The sequence below is a fragment of the Cellulomonas sp. McL0606 genome, from assembly GCF_058248365.1.
In genome coordinates this window covers 3,694,347-3,715,939 of the sequence record NZ_CM177779.1, presented here as the reverse complement: position 1 = coordinate 3,715,939, position 21,593 = coordinate 3,694,347, and the positions used below count along the sequence as shown (strand labels likewise).

Sequence of the window (21,593 nt, the reverse complement as noted above, 5' to 3'; positions counted from 1 at the left end):
GTGCGAACCCGGGCTCGGATCAGGAACGGTCGACGGCACCAGGGCGTAGGTCGCCATGGGAAGAGTGAAGATCAGCAGCGAGGCGACGACGGCTGCCACCAGTCCGGCCTCGACACGTCGGGCCGCGGGGCGCCGCCACCCCGCGGCGATCATCGCGACGGCCGCGCACACACCCACCGCGATCAGCGACGCCTGCGCCAGCGCGCCACGGTCCACATAGCCGCGGGTCAGCACGAACCCGTACCAGACCAGCCCGGCGATCGCCCCACAGGCCCCGCCGACACCGACGACGCGCGGCGGGATCGCTGCGCGCTCCGCAGTGACCGCCAGCAGGCTGGCGGTCATGGCCAGGGCGATCAGGCCGACGACAGCAAGGGCGGCCGGCTTGGTCTCTGAGCCGGTGCCGGTGCCCGGTCCGAGGCCAGGGGTGGTCCTCGATCCCACGACGAGCGTGAACATGAGCGCGCTCGACCCCAGACAGGCACCGACCCGCACGGCTCCGTGCGCTCGCCCGGCGCCGACCGGCGAGATCCACCGGTTCAGCCGACCGGCCCCGGGGCGCGTCCGAGCGGCAAGGAGGAGCCAGCTCTGCGCCGCGATCAGGAAGATGCCCACGACGCGCGCGACGACGTTCGAGATGTCGGCGGTCGAGACGGCGGCCGCGAGCAGCAGTGCCGTGACCAGCACGGCTGCACAGACGTTCCGCAGCGTGGCGCGGTCCGCGACCATCATGCGCAAGCAGCTGAGGGCGAATCTCCTCCGCTCGGTCGGGGTGGTCAGAGCCGCCAGCTCGACCGAGCAGCCTCACCCCACTCCTTCCGGCGCGCCGGAAGGACCAGGCGAAGGACGTCGATCGCCAGGCTCGCGCCGTCGACCCCTCGGGTGCTCATGACTGGCCGCCCAACGGTCGCAGCGCCCGAGGCGCCGCGGTCGTCGCCCGGGCGACCTGCGGTCGTTCGACGCGGGGATCGCCGAGCTCAGCGCACAGGCGCAGCCCGGCAGGCAACAACCGGTAGAGGTGGCGGGGAGGGCGACCGGGCGGGGCGCCGGTCTCCCACGTCGCCTCGAGCTGGCCCCGGTCGCACAGCCGGATCAGGATCGTGTACAGCGACCCGGCCTTGAGGCCGACCTCGACCCCGAGCTCGTAGCCGTAGCGCCAGGTCGACGGATCGACGGCGAACGCCCGCAGCACGGCCACGGTCTGGGCGGACGGGCGACGTGTCATGGACAAAACTCTATATAGGTAGCATTTCGGGCACAATGCCCCGAAAGGGTTGTCAGATGCCGAGCACGGAGCGGATGGTGCGGACCACGCCGTTGGCCGTGTTGGCCGGCGCGACGAACCGCGCGTGCTCCCGCACCGTCGGGTGGGCGTTGTCCATCGCGAACGACCACTGGGCCGCGTCCAGGAGGCCGATGTCGTTGAAGTAGTCGCCGAACGCCATCGTCTGCCCGCGGGTCACGCCGAGGACGTCCTGCACGTGCCGCAGCGCCAGGCCCTTGTCGGCGATCGGGTTCATCACGTCGACCCAGTGCTTGCCCGACACGACCGCACCCGGGAAACCGGCGAGCAGGGGACCGGCGCCCTCGTCGACGAGCCCGAAGTCGAGCACGGCCACCTTGAGGATCTCGTCCTCGACCACGAGCAGGTCGTCCACCTGCTCCAGTCGCGCGTAGTAGGGGCGCATCTCGGCGAGGAACCGCTCGTCAGCGCGTTCGGTGTACGCCGAGCGCTTGCCGCACAGGACCGCGCCAACGTCGAGGCGCTCCGCCGACCGCAGGGCCCGGATCACCGCGCGCGCCTCCGCCAGGTCGAGCGTCTCCGAGCTGCAGCTCGACCTCGTCGCGCACCACGTACGCGCCATTCTCGGCGACGTACACGAACTCGGGGCGGCCGATCTGCCCGCGGAGGGCGGCGTACTGCCGACCGCTCGCCGGGCACAGGACGATCCCGCGGTCCGACAGCGCGTCGAGCAGTGGCCAGAAGTCGTCGTGGACCGCTTTCTCGTCGTCGAGCAGCGTGCCGTCCATGTCGACCGCGATGAGGCGGATGTCGGGGACGTGGTCGAACAGGGGCGGGTCCAGGACGAGGGGCACGGCTCGATTGTCTCAGGCGCCCTCGCGGGCCAGGTGCTCCACGGTCGCCGTCAGGGCGCGCAGGCCGGTCTCGACGTCGGCGAGCGACACCGACTCGTCGGGGTGGTGGCTGATCCCGTCGGGGTTGCGCAGGAACAGCATGCCGACGCCGGTGATCGCCCCGATGGCCATGGCGTCGTGGCCGGCGCGGCTGAACATGGTCGGGGCCTCGCCGGCGCCTGTCGACCACCCGTCCTCGATGCCGGCGCGGACGACGTCCTGCAGGAGCCCGTCGCACCAGACCGCGGGTGCCTCGTGGATCTGGCGCGCCGACCACGTCAGACCCCGGCGGCCCGCGATCTCGTCTATCGAGCGCGTGATGGACGCCCAGACCCGGTCGCGGTCGTCGTCGTGCTCGCCGCGCAGGTCGACGGTCAGGCGGGCCTCGCCCGGCACCACGTTGACCGCTCCCGGGAAGGTCTCCAGACGGCCGACGGTGCCGACGATGTGATGCTCGGCCCGGCACAGCCGCTCGACCGCCAGGGTCGCCTCCGAGGCGCCGAGGAGGGCGTCGTGCCGGTCCTCGTACCGCGTGCCGCCGGCGTGCCGGGCCTCGCCGAGGATCTGGACCGAGAACCGGCGGGCGCTGGCGATCGAGGTGACGACGCCGAGCGGGGCGTTGGCGCGGTCGAGGTCCGGGCCCTGCTCGATGTGCGCCTCGAGGTAGCCGGCCAGATCCTCCGGGCGGCGGGCCGCGGCGCCGATCCGCCCCGGGTCCAGACCGAACTCCCGGAACGCAGTCTTCAGCGTGGTGCCGTGCTCGTCGGTCAGGTCCCACCACGCCGGGTCCCACTGGCCCGCCATCGCCGAGCTGCCCAGCAGCGCGGTGCCGAACCGCGCACCCTCCTCGTCCCAGAACGCCACCACGTCGAGGCCGAACCGCAACGACGAGGCCCGGGGGCGCAGGGTGCGGACCACCTCGATCGCCATGAGCACGCCGAGGATGCCGTCGTACCGGCCGGCGTCCCGGACGGAGTCGAGGTGCGAACCGAGCAGCAGCGACGGGGCGTCCGGGTCGCGTCCGGCCAGGTGCCCGTTGAGGTTCCCGGCCTCGTCCTGCCACGTGTCCAGACCCACCTCGCGCATCCAGCGGGCGGCCAGGCGGTTCACCCGGGCGTGCTCGGGGGACAGGTAGACCCGCTCGATGCCGCCCTCCATCGAGGAGTACCGGGCGAGCTCGTCGCAGCGGGCCATGATCCGTCGAGCAGCATCCGAGACGACCATCAGCCCCACGCCTCGTAGGCCGCGTCCACGCCGCCGCCCGAAGGCACGGAGGCACCGTGCCGGCGCAGCACCTGCTCGAGCGCGGCGAGCGTCACCAGGACGGTGTCCAGGCGCGCGTTGGCCCCCATGGTCCCGATCCGCCAGACGCGCCCGTGCAGCGGCCCGAAGGACGTGCCGATCTCGATGCCGAAGTCGTCGAGCATGTCCGCGCGCACGGCGTCGCCCGCCACCACCGACGGGATGAACACCGCGACCACGTTGTTCATCTTGTGGCTCAGCGACCCGAAGACCGACAGCCCGAGCCCCTGTACACCGGCCAGCATCGCGCGGCCGGCGCGCTCGTGCCGGTCGATCACCGCTTGGCGACCCTCTTCGAGGATCACGCGGGCGCACTCGTACGCGCCGTAGAGCATCGTGGTCGCCTCGGTGTGGTGGTTGAGCCGCCGCGGGCCCCAGTAGTCCAGGATCATGCCGAGGTCGAAGTAGTTGGAGTGCACGGGTTCGCCGCTGTCCTCGTCGGACTCGTCGCGGATCCCGGCCTCGATGCGGGTGCGGCCGCGGATCACGTCCACGGCTCTCGGCGACAGGCTGATCGGCGCGCTGCCGGAGGGCCCGCTCAGGCACTTCTGCAGGCCCGCCGTCGCCGCGTCCAGACCCCAGGCGTCCATCTCAAAGGCGTTCCCACCCAGCGACGCCGTTGCGTCCGTGTAGAACAGCACGCCGTGCTTCTCGCACAGGACGCCCAGCTCGTCGAGCGGCTGGTTCATCGTGGTCGAGGTGTCACCCTGCACGATCGCCAGGAGGTGCGGCTTCACGCGGACGATCGCCTCCTCGACGGCCGACGGCGTGAACACCTGCCCCCACTCGACCTCGATGGTGTGCACCTCGGCCTGCGCGCGCAGGGCGATCTCGGCGAGCAGGTGCCCGAACCGGCCGAACACCGGGACCAGGACGCGCTGGCCGGGCCGCACGAGCGACACGATCGCCGCCTCGATCCCCGCGCGCGACGTGCCGTCGACGAGCATCGTGGCCTCGTTCGTCGTCGCGAAGACCTGCCGGTACAACGCCTGCGTCTCGGTCATGTACCCCGTCATGGCCGGGTCGTACTGGCCGACCAGCGGCGTCGACATGGCGCGCAGCACGCGCGGGTCGGCGTTGACGGGCCCGGGACCCATGAGCAGCCGTGGGGGCGGGTTGACCGGGACGCTCATGCGAGTTCTCCAACCGTGAGGCGGCGCGCGTGGCGCACCAGGGACAGGTCGCTGCCGCGGGGTCCGACGAGGCAGACGCCGACGGGTGCGAGGCCGAGCGGGCTCTCGACGCGCAGGGCCGGGATGCTGAGTGCGGGTAGCCCGCCGATGCCGGCCAGCGCGGTCATGCGCAGGGTGGCGACGCGGACGTCGTCGAGCTGCTGCCGGTCAGCGTTGCGGGCGGGCGCGGGACCGGGGGTGGTGGGCAGGGCGAGGACGGCATCGCCGACGAGGCCGCGGACGCGGATGGAGAACACCGCGAGCCGTTCGCGACCGTCGGCCTCCTGCTCCGCCGTGACCGTCGAGGCGATCGCGAACCGCGCGCGGATGTCCGGGCCGGTCGCGTCGGGGTGGTCCGTGACCCACTGGCCGTGCGTGCGCCACGCCTCGGCCGCCTGCACGATCCGGAAGGCCTCGTACCAGTCCGCGAGCGGGCCGACGTCGACGACTCCACCGTCCGTCCGGCGCACCACGCCTCGAAGGCGGCGCGGGTGGCCGGTTCGGAGGCGTCGAGCGCCTCGCGCGGCACGCACAGCAGGTCGGGGAGCGTCGGCTCGTCATGCTCGGCGGTGTCCGCGGGCTCGTCGACCGCCGACTCCAGGCACCAGGACGCGACCGTCTCGAGCGTCGCGCCGTCGCGCGTCAGCCAGCCGACCGTGTCGAAGGACTGCGCCAGCGAGACCATCCCCTGCCGCGGCACCAGCCCGTGCGTCGTGCGCAGCCCCCACAGGCCCTGGTAGCTGGCCGGGACGCGGATGGAGCCGGCGGTGTCGCTGGCCAGCCCGACGTCAGCCTGCCCGGTGGCCACGGCCGTGGCCGGCCCGCTCGACGAACCGCCCGGGAGCGCCCCGGGGACCGCACCGTTGACCGGGGTGCCGTAGTGCGCGTTGGTGCCCGCGATCGAGTAGGCCAGCTCGTCGGTGCGGGCGAGCCCGCGGACGGACGCCCCGCCGCGCAGGAGGTCGAGCACGACGGGCGCGTGCTGACGCTCCCGCGCCGCGTCGTGCAGCCAGGTCGGGTTGCCGGCGCCGATCCGGTACCCCTTGATGGCGAACAGGTCCTTGACCGCGACGCGCAGGCCGAGCAGCGGACCCTCGAACGCACCCTGGTAGAGCGGGTCGCCGACCGTGCGCCAGACCGACCTGTCGAAGCTCGCGGTCCGCCCGGTGACGTGGGCGGCGGTGATCCGCCAGCGGCCGTCGGCCAGCTGCCACACCTGCGTCTGCAGGCCGGTCCCTCCGCCGACGTAGCGCGACGTGGCGACGATCAGCCAGCAGTCGTCGGCGAGCCGGCGCGACTCGATGCGGTCCAGGGTGCGCGGCGCGACCCCGCCCCGGCCGCTGCGGAACGCGCGGATCGCGTCGTGCCCCACGAGCAGGCCGGCGTGGTCCCCGCGCAGGGTCGACGGGCCCGGCGCGAACGAGTCGTCCAGGACCGCCAGGTCGTCGGCGAGGATGGCGCGCTCGTAGGCGTCGAAGGCCACCTGCAGGTCGGGCGGGAGACTCATCGCTGCACCCTGTCGAAGTCGGCCAGGCGGATCCGGGCGTGCACCCCGCACACCAGGTCGACCACCTGCGAGATGTCGAAGTCCGTCGCCGCGGACAGGTAGGCGTACGCCAGGTGCTCGTCCATGCCCCATCGTGCCCGCAGCAGCGCGATCGCGGCGCGCACGCAGCGGCGTACCGCCTCGTCGAGGTCCTCGTGCATCCCCGTCGGCACGAGGTACTCGGCGGTCTGCACGAGCGGGCCGTCGAGCTCCCCGAAGTCCTTCTTGGCGACGATGGCCGGCACCACGTCGAACCGGAGCGTGACCCGCAGCGACGCCTCCAGCGCCGTGAGCGCGACCTCCCCGTCGCCCTGCGCGAAGTGCGGGTCGCCCACGTACGCCAGCGCGCCGGGCACCTGGACGGGCAGGTAGAGCGTGGACCCGACCTGCAGCAGGTTGATGTCGATGTTGCCGCCGTGCGGGCCGGGCGGGACCGAGTGCGGCCGCTGCGAGCCCGCGACCGCGACCCCCATGATCCCGAGGAAGGGCGCGAGCGGAAACGCGATCGACCGCGCGCCGCCCTCGACCACGGGGAGTCGCCCGTAACCGTCGACGACCGGCGTGAACACGCTGACCTCGTCGTCACCCCGCGGCAGCTCGCCCGCCAGCGCACCGCGGCCGTGCCGGTTGGAGATCACGCCGTACGGCACGCGCGGCGTCGTCTCCAGGACCGTGATCGCGAGCAGGTCGCCGGGTTGCGCGCCCTCGACGAAGATCGGGCCGGTGACGATGTGCGGGCCGTCGGAAGGGTCGCGGTTCATCGTCGCGACGATCTCGATCGCGTCCGTCAGCACGTCCTGCGGGGCGACCCCGTGGCCGGTGAAGTACGCCAGCGGGTCGCTGCCCTGGTCGGCCAGCAGCCCCTCGTGGCTGACGGTGTCGATGGTCACGGTCGACCCGTCCGCGACGCGGAGCACGGGCTCGTCGGTCGCGCAGGGGAGACGTCCCCACAGGACGGTCCGGGGCGACGACGGCAGGTAGGTGCCCGAGGCCGCGCCGGGCTGCAACGTTGCACTCATCGGCCTCGCACCCCCACCATGACGCCGTGAAGACATGGGACGACGCGCGCCGCCACCTTGTGCTGATGCTGGCTCTGACGTTCACCACGGGCATCGTCGACGCCGTCGGCTACCTGGGTCTGGACCGCGTGTTCACGGCGAACATGACCGGCAACGTGGTCATCCTCGGCATGGCGCTGGTGGGGGGCGACGACCTGCCGATCCTGGGCCCGGCGATCGCGCTCGCGGCCTTCCTCGGCGGCGCGGCACTGGGCGGCCGGGTGCTGCGGTCGGCACCCGCGGGCTGGTCGCACCGCACGAGCATGACGTTCATGGCCACCGGCGTGCTGGCCGCGGGCCTGGGTGTCGCCGCGATCGTCGAGCCGCCCAAGAAGGGCGAGGTGTGGGCGCTCGTGGTCACCGGCCTGCTCGCCGTCGCGATGGGGCTTCAGGCGGCGACCGCGCGGCGGCTCGCCGTCAAGGACGTGACGACGGTGGTCGTGACCTCGACGCTCACCGGTCTGGCCGCAGACTCGCGGCTGGCCGGCGGCACGGGCGACGGCTGGGCGCGCCGATCGCTCGCCGTCGGCCTGATCCTGGTCGGCGCGGCCGTCGGCGCGTTGCTGCTCAAGGCGGGCGGTGGACGCGGCGTCGGCGTCGGGATGCTCGTGGCCGGCGCGCTGGCGCTGGCGACCGCGGGCTTGGGGCACCGGCACCGCGAGGCCTGACCCGCTACGCACGGACCGGCTCGGGCAGGATCGTCCGCCCGGTACCCGGCGTGCTCACGGCGCCGTCCGTCACGATCGGTGCACCGTGCAGCCAGACTGTCCGCGCGAGCCCGACCACCGACGCGCCGTCGTAGGGCGACACCGGGTTCTTGTGCTCGAGGGTGCGCACGTCCACCACGCGCTCGTCGTCGGGCGCGAACGCCACGAGGTGTGCGGGCGCGCCCACCTCGATGACCCCGGCGGCGATCCCCGCCACCCGTGCGGGACCGGTGGTGAACAGCGGCATGATCGCCTCGAGCGGGATCCCGCGCCGACGAGCCTGCGTCCACACCACCGTGAACCCCAGCTGCAGACCCGCGATCCCGCCCCAGGACAGGCCGAAGTCACCGCCGCCGACGCTCTTGACGTCGACGGTGGCCGGCGAGTGGTCGGACACGATGGCGTCGAACGTCCCGTCCAGCACCGCGTCCCAGAGCAGGTCCTGGTTGGCGCCGTCTCGGATGGGTGGGCAGCACTTGAACTCGGTGGCGCCGGCCGGGACGTCCTCGGACCGCAGCGTGAGGTAGTGCGGGCAGGTCTCGACGGTCAGCGGCAGACCCTCGGCGCGTGCCGCCCGCACCAGGTCGAGGGAGTCGGCCGCGGACACGTGCAGGATGTGGGCCCGCGCACCGGTCGTGCGCATGGCGTCGATGACGTGCGCGATCGCCTCCCGCTCGGAGACCGGCGGCCGGGACGCCAGGAAGTCGTCGTAGGACCGGCCGTGCGCCTCGTGCAGGTGCGCGGGGTCCTCGGCGTGCACGATCAGGACGCTGCCGATCGACGCGATCTCGGCGAGCGCCGGTTCCAGCAGCGTGGCCGGCAGGTACTCGAACTCGTCGACCCCCGACGGCGCCAGGAACGACTTGAACCCGCGCACGCCGGCGTCGTGCAGCGCCTTGAGCGATCCGAGGTTCGACGGCACCGCGCCGCCCCAGAACGCCACGTCGACCGTGGCTTGCCCTCCGCCGCGGCCTCTTTCGCTGCCAGCGCCTCGACCGTCGTGGTCGGCGGGATCGAGTTCAGCGGCATGTCGACGATCGTCGTGACGCCGCCCGCGGCCGCCGCGCGGGTGGCCGACGCGAACCCCTCCCAGGCGGTGCGCCCGGGCTCGTTGACGTGCACGTGCGAGTCGACCAGGCCGGGCAGGAGCACCTCGTCGTCGGGCAGCGTCAGCACACCGTCGGCGGGCGGGTCGAAGGGCAGGACCGCGGTCACCACACCGCCGCTGACCTGCACCTGAGCCGGTCGCAGCACCCCGTCCAGCCACACACGCTGCGCGCGCACGACGAGATCAGGCATCGGTCCTCCCGCGGTTGTGTACCGGCTCGCGCCAGGCTACGGCCACAGTGCCTCACCACGTGTTTCGGTCGCATTTCCCGACCCTGTCCGCAGGTCCGGCGTGCGGCACGCCGCACCGGCTGTCCAACCAGTCTGCCGACGTCACCGTGGCGACCTGGGTGATCGTGCGCCCGACCGGCTGAAAGCGGTCCCGGTCCGGGGCCGGCGGCGCTACCGTGTGCGCGTCGCTGGCGTAGGGGGGATCGGATGGCCGACGAACTCATCCGTCGCGCGCACGAGGTGGCGGTGGTCCCGCGGTCGTCGCGGAGCACGCAGACCATCGGATTCACGGCGGGGGTGTTCCACTGGAGCGACCTGCCCGCCCGGACCCAGCAGGAGGCGCGGCACTCCACGCCGGTCGTCGCGGAGCAGGCGGTCGCCGACGGCGACGTGCAGCAGGTCGGGCCCGAGCTGCTGCAGGTGCTGCGCGCCTGGAGGGCGCACCGGGACCGGGTGTATGTCGCCACCGCCGAGCGGACCGTCGTGGTGGGCGAGCACTCGCTGAGCGGGGCAGGGCCGTGGCGTCACGTGGACCTGAGCGTCCACGAGAGCGACGGCACCCCGCAGCGCCGGATCGGGTGGGTGCCGGCCGGGGTGGCGGGTTCTCCGAAGGATCCGTCGCCGGCGGCGTCCGGGCTTGGCCGCGATCCTGCCGCGCCGGCCGCGGCGCCGGCGCACGCCGCGGCGGCACGCGCGTGGCCGTTCCTGCCGGCCGCCGTCCGCGACGGCGCACTCCGCACGGTTCCCGTCCCCGTCGACTGGCTCGGCCAGCTCGTCCAGGTCGCGGGATCCGACCGGATGCCCAGGAGCCAGAAGATCGTCGTGCTCCGTCGCGACGAACGGACGGCGCTCGTGATCCGCGCAACACGGGAAGCTCGCGCCCGTGCCCGGCAGCACGGTTGACGAGCACGTCCGGGCGCTCGCGCGCGCCGACTGGCTCGTCGAGCAGGTGACCTACGGGCTGACGCCCCGCCCCGGACTTCCGAGCAGCAGGCTCGGCACGCTCCCGGACCTGTGACGGTGACGCACTACGAGGTTCTCGGCGTCGACCCCGACGCGTCGCGCCGGACGATCCAGGCGGCCTACCGCCGACGAGCCCGCGAGACCCATCCCGACACCGGCGGTTCGCCGGCCGAGTTCGCCGCGGTCTCCGCCGCCTGGTGGGTGCTCGGCTCGGCCAGTCGCCGCGCGGCCTACGACGCCGGGCTCGATCCCGACGCGGGCGACGCATGGGGCCAGGACGTCGGCTTCGACGCGCCCGCGCCCCCGCGACCGTCGTCGCGTCTGCCGGACGACGCGCCGTCGGACATGCCGGAACCCGTCGTCGACGTCCCCACGCAACGATCCGACGCGCCGCGGCCCCCGGTCGTTCCCCCCGGCCGCATCGATCCGTTCGCCTCGCCGTTCCGTGCGCTGCCCAGGCTCCAGGACGAGCTGGACGCGCTGCCCTCCCCGCGCCGGCAAGCGGGTTCACCCGCCGGATCTGGGTCCTGGTGGCGGTGGGCGTCCTCGAGATCGGCTGGGTGGCGCGTTTCGACGGCCCCCACCTCGTGAGCCCCGGCGCTGACGCCGCCATGCTCGCGTTCGTCTTCTGGATCGGCTTCGCCCGCAAGGTGTTGCGTCTCTCCCACCCGGGCCGCCCGCCGTTGCTCCGATGGTTCGAGCACGCATTCCTGTGGAGTGGCATCACGATCTACCTGGTCGCCGCCGTGGAGCTCCCCTGCACCGCCTGAGTGGCCCGCACACGCTCGTCGTGCTCGGGGTCTGGGCGTTCGGACTCGTCCTGGCGTCCTCCGCCGAGTGGCGTCTCGCGCGCAACCGACGCAGGGAGCTGGCGGTCCGCACCGCGACGGAGCGGCACGCGCTCGCCACCCGGTGGAACGCGCTCCTGCGCACCCGCGAGCTCGCGGCGCAGACCCGGTTCTGGCAGGCGACCACGGCGTCGGAGCCGGTCTGGGCGCTGCGTTCCGACGAGGACGGCGCCCTCCTGGGGACCGCCCCCGAGGCCGCGCCGCAGGCCTGGGTCGACGTCCTGCGGTCCGTAGGGCTGGACATCGCCGATACGTCGTCGTCGTGGGCCGCCCGCAGCGTCCGAGTTCCAGACCGGGACAAAGACCCCGATTCCTGACGCGGTCGCCGACTGTGGGCCGCCCTGAGCGCCGCCGCTGTCACGCCTCTGGCGAACACGGGCAGTGACGGGCCTACCTCGCCGTTAGCATCGAACAACGCCGCTCGTAGAACCCCGGTGCGCCAGCCCGGGGATCGGTGGGCACGCAGCTCGTGAGGAGTGCACATGTTCGAGAGATTCACGGACCGAGCCCGTCGCGTGGTCGTCCTTGCCCAAGAAGAGGCACGGATGCTCAACCACAACTACATCGGCACGGAACACATCCTCCTGGGACTGATCCACGAGGGTGAGGGTGTCGCCGCCAAGGCGCTGGAGTCGCTCGGCATCTCGCTGGAGGCCGTGCGCGCGCAGGTGCAGGAGATCATCGGCGAGGGCCAGCAGGCTCCGTCGGGCCACATCCCGTTCACGCCGCGCGCCAAGAAGGTGCTCGAGCTGTCGCTGCGCGAGGCGCTGCAGCTGGGCCACAACTACATCGGCACCGAGCACATCCTGCTCGGCCTGATCCGCGAGGGCGAGGGCGTCGCCGCCCAGGTCCTCGACAAGCTCGGCGCCGACCTCAACCGTGTGCGCCAGCAGGTCATCCAGCTCGTCTCCGGTTACCAGGGCAAGGAGCCCGTCGCCGCCGGCGGTCCGCAGGAGGGTCAGCCCTCGGGCAGCGCCGTCCTCGACCAGTTCGGCCGCAACCTCACGCAGGCTGCGCGCGACGGCAAGCTCGACCCGGTCATCGGGCGCGAGAAGGAGATCGAGCGGGTCATGCAGGTGCTGTCCCGCCGCACCAAGAACAACCCGGTCCTCATCGGGGAGCCCGGCGTCGGCAAGACCGCCGTCGTCGAGGGTCTCGCGCAGGACATCGTGCGCGGCGACGTTCCCGAGACGCTCAAGGACAAGCAGCTCTACACGCTGGACCTCGGCGCGCTCGTCGCCGGCTCCCGCTACCGCGGTGACTTCGAGGAGCGCCTGAAGAAGGTCCTCAAGGAGATCCGCACCCGCGGCGACATCATCCTGTTCATCGACGAGATCCACACCCTCGTGGGTGCGGGTGCCGCCGAGGGCGCGATCGACGCCGCGAGCATCCTCAAGCCGATGCTGGCGCGCGGCGAGCTGCAGACCATCGGGGCCACGACCCTCGACGAGTACCGCAAGTACGTCGAGAAGGACCCGGCCCTGGAGCGTCGCTTCCAGCCGATCCAGGTGGCCGAGCCGAACCTGGCGCACGCGATCGAGATCCTCAAGGGCCTGCGTGACCGGTACGAGGCGCACCACCGCGTGTCCATCACGGACGCCGCGCTGGTCGCCGCCGCCACGCTGGCGGACCGGTACGTCAACGACCGCTACCTGCCGGACAAGGCGATCGACCTGGTCGACGAGGCCGGCGCCCGCCTGCGCATCCGCCGCATGACGGCTCCACCGGAGCTGCGCGAGCTCGACGAGCAGATCGCCGAGACGCGTCGCGACAAGGAGTCGGCCATCGACGAGCAGGACTTCGAGAAGGCAGCCCGTCTCCGCGACGCCGAGAAGCAGCTCGGTCTCAAGCGCGTGGAGAAGGAGAAGGCCTGGAAGTCCGGCGACCTCGACGCGGTCGCGGAGGTGGACGAGGATCTCATCGCCGAGGTGCTGGCGAACGCCACGGGCATCCCGGTGTTCAAGCTCACCGAGGAGGAGTCCAGCCGCCTGCTCCACATGGAGGAGAACCTGCACAAGCGGGTCGTCGGCCAGGACGCCGCCATCAAGGCGCTCGCGCAGGCCATCCGCCGTACGCGTGCGGGCCTCAAGGACCCGAAGCGTCCCGGCGGCTCGTTCATCTTCGCCGGCCCGACCGGTGTCGGTAAGACGGAGCTGGCCAAGGCGCTCGCGGAGTTCCTGTTCGGCGACGAGGACGCGCTCATCCAGCTCGACATGTCGGAGTTCTCGGAGAAGCACACGGTCTCGCGGCTGTTCGGCTCGCCTCCCGGCTACGTCGGGTACGACGAGGGTGGTCAGCTGACCGAGAAGGTGCGGCGCAAGCCGTTCTCCGTGGTCCTCTTCGACGAGGTCGAGAAGGCACACGCGGACATCTTCAACTCGCTCCTGCAGATCCTCGAGGACGGTCGCCTGACCGACTCGCAGGGCCGCGTGGTCGACTTCAAGAACACCGTCATCATCATGACCACCAACCTCGGCACCCGGGACATCGCCAAGGGCCTCCTCACCGGCTTCCAGGCCGGCGGCGACCTGTCGACGTCGTACGAGCGCATGAAGTCGAAGGTCAATGACGAGCTCAAGCAGCACTTCCGGCCTGAGTTCCTCAACCGCGTCGACGACGTGGTCGTGTTCCCGCAGCTGTCGCAGCCGGAGATCTTCGCGATCGTCGACCTGATGATCGCCAAGCTGGCCAAGCGCCTGCGGGACAAGGACATGGACATCGAGATCACGCCTGCCGCCAAGCAGCTGCTCTCGGAGAAGGGCTACGACCCGGTTCTCGGTGCGCGTCCGCTGCGCCGCGCGATCCAGCGGGAGATCGAGGACGCCCTGTCCGAGAAGATCCTGTTCGGTGAGCTCAAGGCCGGTCAGCTGGTGATCGTGGACGCGGAGGGCGAGGGTCTGCTGGGGGAGTTCATCTTCCGCGGCGTCCCTCGCGGTGCGATCGTCGACGAGCCGGTCAAGGTCGGCGCCTCGGTGGGTACGGCCGGTTCGGGCACCGACCTGCCCGCGGCCCCGCCCATCTCGGCCATCGGCGACGGGGGCACGGGCACGCTGCCCGCCCTCTGACGCTCAGCTCGGTGGCGCCCCGTTCCCCTCGAGGGAGCGGGGCGTCGTCGTGCCTTGCCTCCGACTCCCGTCGAGAAGGCAGTCATCGACGTCACGGTCCGGTTCGGCGTTCATCACTGCCTTCTCGACCGCTCGACGGCTCCGCTCGGGTCGCGCGTCGCTCGGCGTGGCAGGGTGGCGGTATGCCTGGACGCCGACGTCTTCCGCGAAGCAGCCCCGAGGAGCAGGGGGTGGATCCGGCGGCGTTGGCCGACGTGGTCAGGACCCTCACCGCGCTGCCCGACTCCACTCGATCATGGTGCTGCGGCACGGGCACGTGATCGCGGAGGGCTGGGCGGCGCCGTTCGCCTCTGACCGGTTGCACGAGCTCTCTCGCTCAGCAAGAGCGTGACGGCGACGGCCGTGGGGTTCGCGGTCGCCGACGGGCTCTTCGACGTCGACGACCTGGTCCTGGACCTCCTGGGGGACCGGGCTCCGGAGAATCCCGGTGACCACCTGCGCAGGATGCGCGTGCGCCACCTGCTGACCATGACGACGGGCCACGACACGGACCCGTCGCTCGCGGTCTTCCCGACGGGCGGGGACTGGGTCGGCGAGTTCCTGCGCCAGCCGGTCGAGCACGAACCCGGCACGCACTTCGTCTACAACAGCGCGGCGACGTACGTGCTCTCGGCGCTGGTGCAGCAGGTCACGGGCCAGCGGCTGCTCGAGTACCTGCGGACGCGCCTGTTCGAGCCCCTCGGCATCGAGGACGTCACCTGGGAGCAGTCGCCGACGGGGGTCGACACGGGCGGGTTCGGCCTGTCCGCGACGACGGAGGACATCGCGGCGATCGGTCTGCTGTACCTGCAGGACGGCGTCTGGGAGGGTCGGCAGCTGCTCCCCGACGGTTGGGCTGCGGAGGCGACCCGTCTGCACGTGCCCAACGGCGACGACCCCGAGAACGACTGGGCGCAGGGCTACGGCTACCAGTTCTGGCGGTGCCGGCCGGCCAACAGCTGGCGCGGCGACGGGGCGTTCGGGCAGTACATCGTCGGCCTGCCGGAGCAGGACGTCGTGGTCGCCATGACGTCGGGTCGCCAGGAGATGCACGAGTACCTGCAGGTCCTCTGGGACCGGTTGCTGCCCGGGCTCGCCGACGAGCCGTTGCCTCCCACGGCGCACGGTGACCTCGACGCCGCGATCGCCGCGATGCGCCTCGACCCGCCGACGGGCGAGCCGACCTCACCGACCGGGTCGCGGCTGAGCGGCCGGACGATCACCTTCCCACCGAACCCGGGCGGGCTGCGCAGCGCGGTGCTCGAGGTGGGCGCCGACCACGACCGGCTGACCGTCGCCGTGGGCGACCAGCGGATCGAGGGCGTCGTCGGTAGGGTCGATCCGGTGGCCGGGACCGCGACCGTGGGACGCGGTTCGCCGACGCTCCTGCGCGGGTCGTTCCGCCGGCGCGAGCCGGAGGACGTCCTGGTCAGCGGCGCGTGGCCGACACCGGACACGTACGTGCTCACGTTCCGGTTCGTCGAGTCCCCGTTCTGCCTGACCGCGACCGCGACGGTCGACGGCGACGCGGTCACGGTGACGCTGAGCTGGAACGCGTCGTTCGGACCGCCGACTCTGCCGCCGATCGCGGGCGTCGCGGCCTGAGCCCGGGGTGCGGTCAGGCGAGCTCGAGGACCGTCCACCAGCCGTCGGGGTCGCGACCGGGGATGGTGGTGACCTCCTGCTGGCCGGCGGTGAGCACCGGGTCCGAGCCCTTGTGCGAGTGCAGGAACGTGCCAGACGGGACGTGCACGAGCCGGACGCGCGAACCGGCGAGCCACGGACCGGGCTGCTCGAGCTCGACGCGCCAGGTGTCCCGGGAGTCGTCGTCGATCGCGCTGACCTCCTGCTGGCGTGAGATGGGCGACGGTATGCCGGCCTGGCTGTGCAACCAGCGGCCGGTGCGCACGTGCCGGAGCCGGACGACGGACCCGTGCGCGAGCGCCGAGCCAGCGGCGGTCCCCACCAGCAGCCAGCGGTTGTTGTCGTCGGAACCCCCGAAGCCCGTCACCTGCTGGAGTCGGTCGGAGCCGGGGTGCGTGTAGGGCAGGTCGTGCGAGTGCAGGGTCAGGCCGGTCCACACGTGCGAGAGCGTGAGCGTGTCGCCGGCGGACACGGCGGCGTGGGGGTCGGCGGGGTCGTGGGCGAGGAGGCGCGGGGACTTCGGCGTGTAGTCCTGCACGAAGAAGCCGCGCCAGGTGCGTCCGTTCGAAGCGGTCCAGTCGTGCTGGTCGACGAGCGACGTCAGCGTCACCGGCCGGCCGGGGGTGTTGTTGTCGTAGATGGTGACGACGACGGTCCCGTCCTCCGACCGCTCGTACCCGTACGCCACGACCTGGTGGTTGTCGCCGATCGCGCCCAGGCTCCGGGCGACGACGAGCCCGAGCACCACGGGACGACCGTGGTCGATCGAGGCCATCACGCGGGGCAGCTCCTCCTCCTTGGTCCACCGAGTCACGCCCTTGAACACCCAGGTGGGGTCGTCGGAGTGCAGAGACCACGTGACGAACTTGGCGGCGGACCCGGTCAGGAACGAGTCGTAGAGGCGGGACGTGAAGTACTGCGCGAGCCAGTTGCTGTCGGGCGGCACGCGGCTGGGGGCGTAGAGGTCGGACCGCCACCGGGGGACCGGCTGGCCTGGCAGGAAGTAGTCGAGCGCCGCGTAGGCCATGCCGCCGCAGCGGCCCGCCGTCGTGATCTGCGCGCCCGTGGGCAGCGTCAGGGCGACGTTGACGAACGCGTTGGGGAAGGCGAACCCGTGCGTGGCCGGGTCGAACGCCACAGTGCGCTGCGCCAGGAGCATGGAAGGCCTCTCGTCCGAGTTGAGCGTCTCAGACAGGAGTGCAGTACGCGCGTCCAGATACCTAGCGGCTCAGCAGCGCGATCGACTCGGTGGCCCACGCGATCTGGACGCCTCGCCCGACCCGCGTGCTCGGCGGGTGGCCGGGGCGTCAGGCCGCGCGGGTGGGCGACAGCGTGGCCACGAACGTGTGGACCTTGGCCATCGCCTCCTGGGCGGCCGGGGTCTGCAGGTCGAACTGGTACTCGTGGCCGGCCCCGGGTGCCACGAAGGTCTCGTGCCGCACGCCCGCCGTCTCGAGAGCGTCGGCCATGACGTACTGGTGGGCCATCATCGGGTCGTCGGCGCCGCAGGACAGGAAGGTCGGCGGGAAGTCGGCAGTGACGTGCCCGGCCACGGACAGGCCTGCGAACCGAGGGTCGTCGAGGTAGTGCGAGGTGCCGGTGAACGCCCAGAGGATCGAGTCGACGAACCACCGCGTACGGCCGCGCAGCGCGCGGATCAGGGACAGGTCGAAGGCACCGCAGAACAGGACGGTGCCGACGAGCTGTGCGGGTTCGACCGTGGGCGACATCTGCATCTCGTCGGCGTACCCGGGGTTGGTGACCATGCCCGCCACCTGCGCGGCGATCTGTGCACCGGCCGAGTCACCCGCCAGGATCAGCCGGGACGGGTCGAGGCCGAGCTCGTCGGCGTGCGCCGTCAGGTAGCCGAGGGCGTCCAGCAGCTGCCGTACTGGCGTCGGGTAGCGGGCCTCCGGGGCGATCGAGTAGCCGACACCCACCACCGTGCAGCCACCGGCCGCGAGGACGCGCAGGAAGTTGGCGATGTGGTCCTTGTGGCCGGACAGCCACGCGCCGCCGTGCACCCAGACGATCGTCGGCCCGACGGCCCGGTCCCCCGCGGGGCGGTGCACGTCGAGCAAGGCGTCACGGTCGCCCGGGCGGTAGGAGACGTCGCGGACGGTGGTCACGTCGTCCGGCACGTAGCCGGCAGCGACGAGCGAGCGGCGCTGGCCGTTCCGGTCGAAGCGCCGCCGGTAGTAGAGCGCCGTCGGGCGGGGGCTGGCCCGCAGGAGCACGGCGACGACCGCCACGACGGCGAGTGCGGCCGCTCCAGCACGCTTCATGGGGTGATCGTCGCACCCGCAGGACCGTCGTGGTCCAAACTGGCACGGTGACGGACGAGGCCACCCACCATCCACCCCTCCATCGCGCGGTGCGGAGGATCGTGCGCGAACGGCAGATCGACGAGTTCCTCTACGGCGCGCTCGTGTCCGGGTCGATCCTCGCGGTCTCGAGCGCGCACGCCGAGGACAGTCGGTCGGTCCTGTTCGCGACCGGGCTGGTGAACATCACGTACTGGCTCGCGCACGTCTACGTGGACGCGGTCGGGGGTCGGTTCCACGACCACGAGCACTCCACCGGCTGGCGTCTGGCGCACGCGCTGCGCAACAACACGGGCGTCCTCGTGGGCAGTGTCCCGCCGATGGTCGTGTTCGCGCTCGCGCGCCTGTTCGGGCTGGACCTGGCGGCGGCGGCGTGGACGGCGTTGTGGTTCACGTTCGTCATGCTCGGCTCGGTCGGGGCGTACGCCGCCTACCGGGCCGGCGCGCGGCGCTGGCCCCTGATCGGCGAGGCGGCGATCGCCTTCGGCTTCGGGATCGTCGTGATCCTGCTGAAGATCGTGCTGCACTGACGGTCACTTGGCCTGGTCGTAGCTCTCGACGACCGCGACGTTGAGCGCGAAGTCCACCGGGGTGTTGCCGAACAGCAGGTGCCCGGCCTCGAGCGCGGCGTCCCGGATCGCGTCCGCGGCGGCGTCGGCCTCGCCGGCCGGGGCGTGCACCATGACCTCGTCGTGCAGGAAGAACACCAGGTGTGCCTCGTGGTCCCGCAACCTGCGCCGCAGCGACGCCATCCAGCACAGGGCCCACTCGGCGGCGGTGCCCTGGACCACGAAGTTGCGCGTGAACCGTCCCCAGTCGCGACCGCGGCGGCGCGCGGCGCGCACGTCGTCGGCCCCGGCGCCCTCGGCCGACGCCGCGGCGAGCGCGTCCTGCCACGCGGCGTCCGGCGCGGGGGAGGTGCGGCCCAGCCATGTCGAGACGACGTCACCGCGTTCGCCCGCGCGCGCGGCGGCCTCGACCAGTGCGACCGCGCGGGGGAACCCCTGCGTGAGGCGGGGCATGAGCACGGCGCTCGGACCGGTGGTCGCGCCGTAGATCGCGCCCAGCATCGCCACCTTGGCCTGCGCGCGGGTCTCGACGATCCCCGCGTCGACCACGCCCTGGTAGAGGTCTGCCGACCGGCCCGCCGCGGCCATCGCCGAGTCCCCGGACATCGCGGCCAGCACGCGCGGCTCGAGCTGCGCGGCGTCGGCGACGACCAGCTTCCAGCCCTCGTCGGCACGCACCGCACCCCGGATGCTGGCCGGCAGCTGCAGCGCGCCACCCCCGCTGGTGGCCCACCGCCCGGTCACCACGCCGCCGGGCACGTAGTCGGGTCGGAACCGGCCGTCGTGGATCCACGTGTCCATCCACGTCCAGCCGTTGGCGCTGAGCAGCCGCGCGAAGCTTCTTGTACGCGAGCAGGGGCTCGGTGGCGGGCAGGTCGATCTCCTTGATCTCCCACCGGCTGGTCGACTCCACGTCGTATCCCGCGGCGCGCAGCCCGCGCAGCAGGTCCTGCTGGGAGTCGAGGTTGAGGTTCGGCTGCGCGAGTGCCGCACGGACGTCGTCGGCCAGCGCCTCGAGCTTGGCCGGCCGGCCGTGCGCGGGCCGGGGTCCGAGCAGCTCGGTCAGGATCCGGTCGTGGGCCTCGACGGACCACGGCACGCCGACGTGGTTCATCTCCGCGGCGACGAGCGCCCCGGTGGACTCCGCGGCGAGCAGGAGCCGCAACCGTCCGGGCTCGTCGGACGTCCTGACCGCGGCCAGCTGGCGTCGCAGCTCGTCGGCGGAGTCGAGCGCCTCCGGGCGTTCCTCGTCGAACAGGCTGACCTCGACCGGCCGGGGTGCGCCGGGTCGCGGTCCGTCCCACGCGCTCCGGCCGGACCGCGCGAGCTCGGAGTCCCGCGCGTACACGCTCCGGCGCAGGATCGCGTGGCACAGCCGCAGGTCGTGGCACCGCTCGACGCGGACGCCGGAGTCCAGCAGCGGCGGGTAGCGCCGGGAGGTGTCGTCCCAGACCCAGCGCGGCTTGTCGGCCTCGCGAGCCCGGACGGTCCGGGCGAGGTCCGCGACGGGCACGGTGCTGCTGGCGACGACGACGCCCTCGTCCGTCAGCTCCTGGAGGACGACGACGTCGGGGTTGGCGTCGTCGTCGAGCAGGAGCAGCAGGGTCACGGCGCCATTGTCGCCGCCGACGCCCACACGCTCAGGACGGCACCCTCACGCGGCAGCACCGACGACGTGGCGGACCGTCGAGCCGTCGGTGGCGAGGGCGAGCATCAGGTGCGCGACGTCGGCCCGCCCGATGGACCAGCCGCCGACGATGTTCTTGTCGAGGGCCGTGCGGTAGCGGGCGGTGAGCGGCGTGTTGCTCAGCTTCGGCGGGCGCGCGATGGTCCAGTCGAGACCGCTGGCGCGCACGACGTCCTCCATCCGTGCGAGGTCGGCGTAGTGGGCCTTGAACATCGTCCTGGCGAACCCGCTGAACAGGTGCCGCATGAAGAACCCGTCGCCGTCGTCGTACTTCGGCGGGTTCGGGTTGTCGGGCGACGGCACGGTCCCGATGGGGGCGGCGCTGACGACGACGAGCCGGCCGGTGCCCGCGGCACGCATCGCGTCGATGATCGCCTGCGTGCCGCGAGCGGCGATGCCCTCGTCGGACTTCGTGCGTGCGCCGAGCGCAGACAGGACCGCGTCCGCGCCGGCGACCGCGGTGATCAGGCTGTTCTGGTCCGGCGCGTCGAGGTCAGCCGTGAGGACCCGCGCGGTCGTGCTGGGGAGTCGGCTCGGGTCGCGCACGACCGCGGTGACGTCGTGTCCCGCCGCGACGGCCTGCTCGAGGATCTGGCGACCGACGCCGCCGGTCGCGGCGAAGATGGTGGCTTCATGGGCCCTGCTCCTGTTCCGGTGTACGGTCTCCTCAGGAAACGAGAAGATACGAGGAGCGTAACATATGAGTGTCGAAGAATCTTCGGATGCGCGACGGCGCAAGCGTCGGCTGTCCGTGACCGTGCGCGAGAACATGCGGGAAGCTGAGCATCCAGCTCGCGCTGCTCAACCATCAGGTGGGTCAGCGCCTCGACATGCGCGACGTCGACCTCGACTGCCTCGACATCATCAGCCGCCACGGACCGCTGGGCGCCTCGGCACTGGCCCGCACGGCCGGCCTGCACCCGGCCACCGTGACTGGCATCCTCGACCGCCTGGAGAAGGCGGGCTGGATCGTGCGGGAGCGCGACCCGCAGGACCGCCGCGCCGTCGTCGTGCGGGCATCGCGCGAGCGCGGCGCCCAGATCTACGAGCTGTACAGCGGCATGAACAGCTCGATGGAGGACCTGCTCAACGGGTACGACGAGTCCCAGCTGGAGGTACTGGCCGACTTCCTGACCCGCGCCCGCGAGGCGGGTGTCACCGCGACGGACGATCTGGCGCGCGGCTGACGCTCGAC

Annotated in this window: 21 protein-coding genes and 2 pseudogenes; 10 read left to right on the top strand and 13 right to left on the bottom strand. The window is 72.4% G+C overall.

The genetic code is table 11. The features are described from left to right. Nucleotides 1-886: 886 nt before the first annotated feature. The 8 genes from AC38ZX_RS18925 to AC38ZX_RS18890 are packed head-to-tail and all read right to left on the bottom strand — an operon-like array spanning nucleotide 887 to nucleotide 7,175. Nucleotides 887-1,225: a PadR family transcriptional regulator gene (locus tag AC38ZX_RS18925; protein ID WP_491295490.1), complete on the bottom strand. Its 339-nt coding sequence runs from the start codon at nucleotides 1,223-1,225 to the stop codon at nucleotides 887-889. A gap of 52 nt (nucleotides 1,226-1,277) precedes the next feature. Further along, nucleotides 1,278-1,793 (bottom strand): HAD hydrolase family protein, encoded by a 516-nt coding sequence (locus AC38ZX_RS18920; RefSeq protein WP_491295489.1) that lies wholly within the window; start codon nucleotides 1,791-1,793, stop codon nucleotides 1,278-1,280. Then, nucleotides 1,708-2,097, bottom strand: coding sequence for an HAD hydrolase family protein (locus tag AC38ZX_RS18915; protein ID WP_491295488.1), 390 nt, complete (start codon nucleotides 2,095-2,097; stop codon nucleotides 1,708-1,710). Before AC38ZX_RS18915 ends, AC38ZX_RS18920 begins: the two co-directional genes overlap by 86 nt. Before the next feature lie 12 nt (nucleotides 2,098-2,109). Beyond that, nucleotides 2,110-3,360, bottom strand: a complete 1,251-nt coding sequence (locus AC38ZX_RS18910) for an allantoate amidohydrolase (RefSeq protein ID WP_491295487.1) — start codon at nucleotides 3,358-3,360, stop codon at nucleotides 2,110-2,112. After that, nucleotides 3,360-4,571 (bottom strand): pyridoxal-phosphate-dependent aminotransferase family protein, encoded by a 1,212-nt coding sequence (locus AC38ZX_RS18905; RefSeq protein ID WP_491295486.1) that lies wholly within the window; start codon nucleotides 4,569-4,571, stop codon nucleotides 3,360-3,362. The genes AC38ZX_RS18910 and AC38ZX_RS18905 overlap by 1 nt, the downstream gene beginning before the upstream one ends. Continuing rightward, nucleotides 4,568-4,738 (bottom strand): hypothetical protein, encoded by a 171-nt coding sequence (locus AC38ZX_RS18900; RefSeq protein ID WP_491295485.1) that lies wholly within the window; start codon nucleotides 4,736-4,738, stop codon nucleotides 4,568-4,570. The genes AC38ZX_RS18905 and AC38ZX_RS18900 overlap by 4 nt, the downstream gene beginning before the upstream one ends. Then, nucleotides 4,735-6,117 carry an AtzH-like domain-containing protein gene (locus AC38ZX_RS18895; protein WP_491295484.1) on the bottom strand — a complete coding sequence of 461 codons (1,383 nt, stop codon included), beginning with the start codon at nucleotides 6,115-6,117 and terminating at the stop codon, nucleotides 4,735-4,737. Before AC38ZX_RS18895 ends, AC38ZX_RS18900 begins: the two co-directional genes overlap by 4 nt. Further along, entirely contained in the window at nucleotides 6,114-7,175 is a 1,062-nt protein-coding gene (locus AC38ZX_RS18890) for an acetamidase/formamidase family protein (RefSeq protein WP_491295483.1), read from the bottom strand. Before AC38ZX_RS18890 ends, AC38ZX_RS18895 begins: the two co-directional genes overlap by 4 nt. 65 nt (nucleotides 7,176-7,240) lie before the next feature. On the opposite strand from AC38ZX_RS18890, the gene AC38ZX_RS18885 reads away from it, so the two are divergent. Further along, entirely contained in the window at nucleotides 7,241-7,882 is a 642-nt protein-coding gene (locus tag AC38ZX_RS18885; protein WP_426596008.1) for a YoaK family protein, read from the top strand. Nucleotides 7,883-7,886: 4 nt separating this feature from the next. On the opposite strand, the pseudogene allB reads toward AC38ZX_RS18885, so the two are convergent. Next, nucleotides 7,887-9,220: pseudogene (allB, locus tag AC38ZX_RS18880) on the bottom strand (allantoinase AllB). 246 nt (nucleotides 9,221-9,466) lie between these two features. On the opposite strand from allB, the gene AC38ZX_RS18875 reads away from it, so the two are divergent. The 7 genes from AC38ZX_RS18875 (at nucleotide 9,467) to AC38ZX_RS18845 (ending at nucleotide 15,779) form a co-directional block, all read left to right on the top strand. Further along, the gene (locus tag AC38ZX_RS18875) at nucleotides 9,467-10,162 is read left to right on the top strand and encodes a hypothetical protein (protein WP_491295482.1); all 696 of its coding nucleotides are present in this window, start codon (nucleotides 9,467-9,469) and stop codon (nucleotides 10,160-10,162) included. Beyond that, on the top strand, nucleotides 10,143-10,277 hold the full coding sequence (locus AC38ZX_RS18870) for a hypothetical protein (RefSeq protein WP_491295481.1): 135 nt from the start codon (nucleotides 10,143-10,145) through the stop codon (nucleotides 10,275-10,277). The genes AC38ZX_RS18875 and AC38ZX_RS18870 overlap by 20 nt, the downstream gene beginning before the upstream one ends. Further along, entirely contained in the window at nucleotides 10,274-10,813 is a 540-nt protein-coding gene (locus AC38ZX_RS18865) for a J domain-containing protein (protein WP_491295480.1), read from the top strand. The genes AC38ZX_RS18870 and AC38ZX_RS18865 overlap by 4 nt, the downstream gene beginning before the upstream one ends. Beyond that, nucleotides 10,810-10,992, top strand: coding sequence for a hypothetical protein (locus tag AC38ZX_RS18860; RefSeq protein ID WP_491295479.1), 183 nt, complete (start codon nucleotides 10,810-10,812; stop codon nucleotides 10,990-10,992). The genes AC38ZX_RS18865 and AC38ZX_RS18860 overlap by 4 nt, the downstream gene beginning before the upstream one ends. Nucleotides 10,993-11,012: 20 nt before the next feature. Continuing rightward, nucleotides 11,013-11,387, top strand: coding sequence for a hypothetical protein (locus tag AC38ZX_RS18855; RefSeq protein ID WP_491295478.1), 375 nt, complete (start codon nucleotides 11,013-11,015; stop codon nucleotides 11,385-11,387). A gap of 165 nt (nucleotides 11,388-11,552) precedes the next feature. Next, nucleotides 11,553-14,135, top strand: coding sequence for an ATP-dependent Clp protease ATP-binding subunit (locus AC38ZX_RS18850; RefSeq protein ID WP_491295477.1), 2,583 nt, complete (start codon nucleotides 11,553-11,555; stop codon nucleotides 14,133-14,135). A 387-nt stretch (nucleotides 14,136-14,522) separates the two neighbouring features. Continuing rightward, complete coding sequence (locus AC38ZX_RS18845) at nucleotides 14,523-15,779, top strand: serine hydrolase domain-containing protein (protein ID WP_491295476.1); 1,257 nt, start codon at nucleotides 14,523-14,525, stop codon at nucleotides 15,777-15,779. Nucleotides 15,780-15,792: 13 nt separating this feature from the next. Here the strand turns inward: AC38ZX_RS18845 and AC38ZX_RS18840 are convergent, their stop codons facing one another. Beyond that, on the bottom strand, nucleotides 15,793-16,977 hold the full coding sequence (locus AC38ZX_RS18840; protein WP_491295475.1) for a hypothetical protein: 1,185 nt from the start codon (nucleotides 16,975-16,977) through the stop codon (nucleotides 15,793-15,795). A gap of 148 nt (nucleotides 16,978-17,125) precedes the next feature. Continuing rightward, on the bottom strand, nucleotides 17,126-18,103 hold the full coding sequence (locus AC38ZX_RS18835) for an alpha/beta hydrolase (RefSeq protein ID WP_426593311.1): 978 nt from the start codon (nucleotides 18,101-18,103) through the stop codon (nucleotides 17,126-17,128). Nucleotides 18,104-18,192: 89 nt separating this feature from the next. On the opposite strand from AC38ZX_RS18835, the gene AC38ZX_RS18830 reads away from it, so the two are divergent. Next, on the top strand, nucleotides 18,193-18,672 hold the full coding sequence (locus AC38ZX_RS18830) for a hypothetical protein (protein ID WP_491295474.1): 480 nt from the start codon (nucleotides 18,193-18,195) through the stop codon (nucleotides 18,670-18,672). A 3-nt stretch (nucleotides 18,673-18,675) separates the two neighbouring features. Here AC38ZX_RS18830 and AC38ZX_RS18825 read toward each other — a convergent pair. Both AC38ZX_RS18825 and AC38ZX_RS18820 read right to left on the bottom strand, forming a co-directional pair. Then, nucleotides 18,676-20,260 (bottom strand): annotated as a pseudogene (locus AC38ZX_RS18825) (bifunctional 3'-5' exonuclease/DNA polymerase). 105 nt (nucleotides 20,261-20,365) lie between these two features. Beyond that, the gene (locus AC38ZX_RS18820) at nucleotides 20,366-21,169 is read right to left on the bottom strand and encodes an NAD(P)-dependent oxidoreductase (RefSeq protein ID WP_491295473.1); all 804 of its coding nucleotides are present in this window, start codon (nucleotides 21,167-21,169) and stop codon (nucleotides 20,366-20,368) included. Nucleotides 21,170-21,210: 41 nt separating this feature from the next. Between AC38ZX_RS18820 and AC38ZX_RS18815 the strand changes: the two genes are divergently transcribed. Then, nucleotides 21,211-21,585 (top strand): MarR family winged helix-turn-helix transcriptional regulator, encoded by a 375-nt coding sequence (locus AC38ZX_RS18815; protein ID WP_491295472.1) that lies wholly within the window; start codon nucleotides 21,211-21,213, stop codon nucleotides 21,583-21,585. Nucleotides 21,586-21,593 lie beyond the last annotated feature (8 nt).

Coding starts and splice junctions, on each gene's coding strand:
- AC38ZX_RS18875 (WP_491295482.1), top strand. CDS start 9,467: ATGGCCGACGAACTCATCCGTCGCGCGCACGAGGTGGCGGTGGTCCCG.
- AC38ZX_RS18850 (WP_491295477.1), top strand. CDS start 11,553: ATGTTCGAGAGATTCACGGACCGAGCCCGTCGCGTGGTCGTCCTTGCC.
- AC38ZX_RS18820 (WP_491295473.1), bottom strand. CDS start 21,169: ATGTTCTCGCGCACGGTCACGGACAGCCGACGCTTGCGCCGTCGCGCA.
- AC38ZX_RS18835 (WP_426593311.1), bottom strand. CDS start 18,103: ATGAAGCGTGCTGGAGCGGCCGCACTCGCCGTCGTGGCGGTCGTCGCC.
- AC38ZX_RS18895 (WP_491295484.1), bottom strand. CDS start 6,117: ATGAGTCTCCCGCCCGACCTGCAGGTGGCCTTCGACGCCTACGAGCGC.
- AC38ZX_RS18840 (WP_491295475.1), bottom strand. CDS start 16,977: ATGCTCCTGGCGCAGCGCACTGTGGCGTTCGACCCGGCCACGCACGGG.
- AC38ZX_RS18885 (WP_426596008.1), top strand. CDS start 7,241: ATGCTGGCTCTGACGTTCACCACGGGCATCGTCGACGCCGTCGGCTAC.
- AC38ZX_RS18900 (WP_491295485.1), bottom strand. CDS start 4,738: ATGACCGCGCTGGCCGGCATCGGCGGGCTACCCGCACTCAGCATCCCG.
- AC38ZX_RS18905 (WP_491295486.1), bottom strand. CDS start 4,571: ATGAGCGTCCCGGTCAACCCGCCCCCACGGCTGCTCATGGGTCCCGGG.
- AC38ZX_RS18925 (WP_491295490.1), bottom strand. CDS start 1,225: ATGACACGTCGCCCGTCCGCCCAGACCGTGGCCGTGCTGCGGGCGTTC.
- AC38ZX_RS18910 (WP_491295487.1), bottom strand. CDS start 3,360: ATGGTCGTCTCGGATGCTGCTCGACGGATCATGGCCCGCTGCGACGAG.
- AC38ZX_RS18890 (WP_491295483.1), bottom strand. CDS start 7,175: ATGAGTGCAACGTTGCAGCCCGGCGCGGCCTCGGGCACCTACCTGCCG.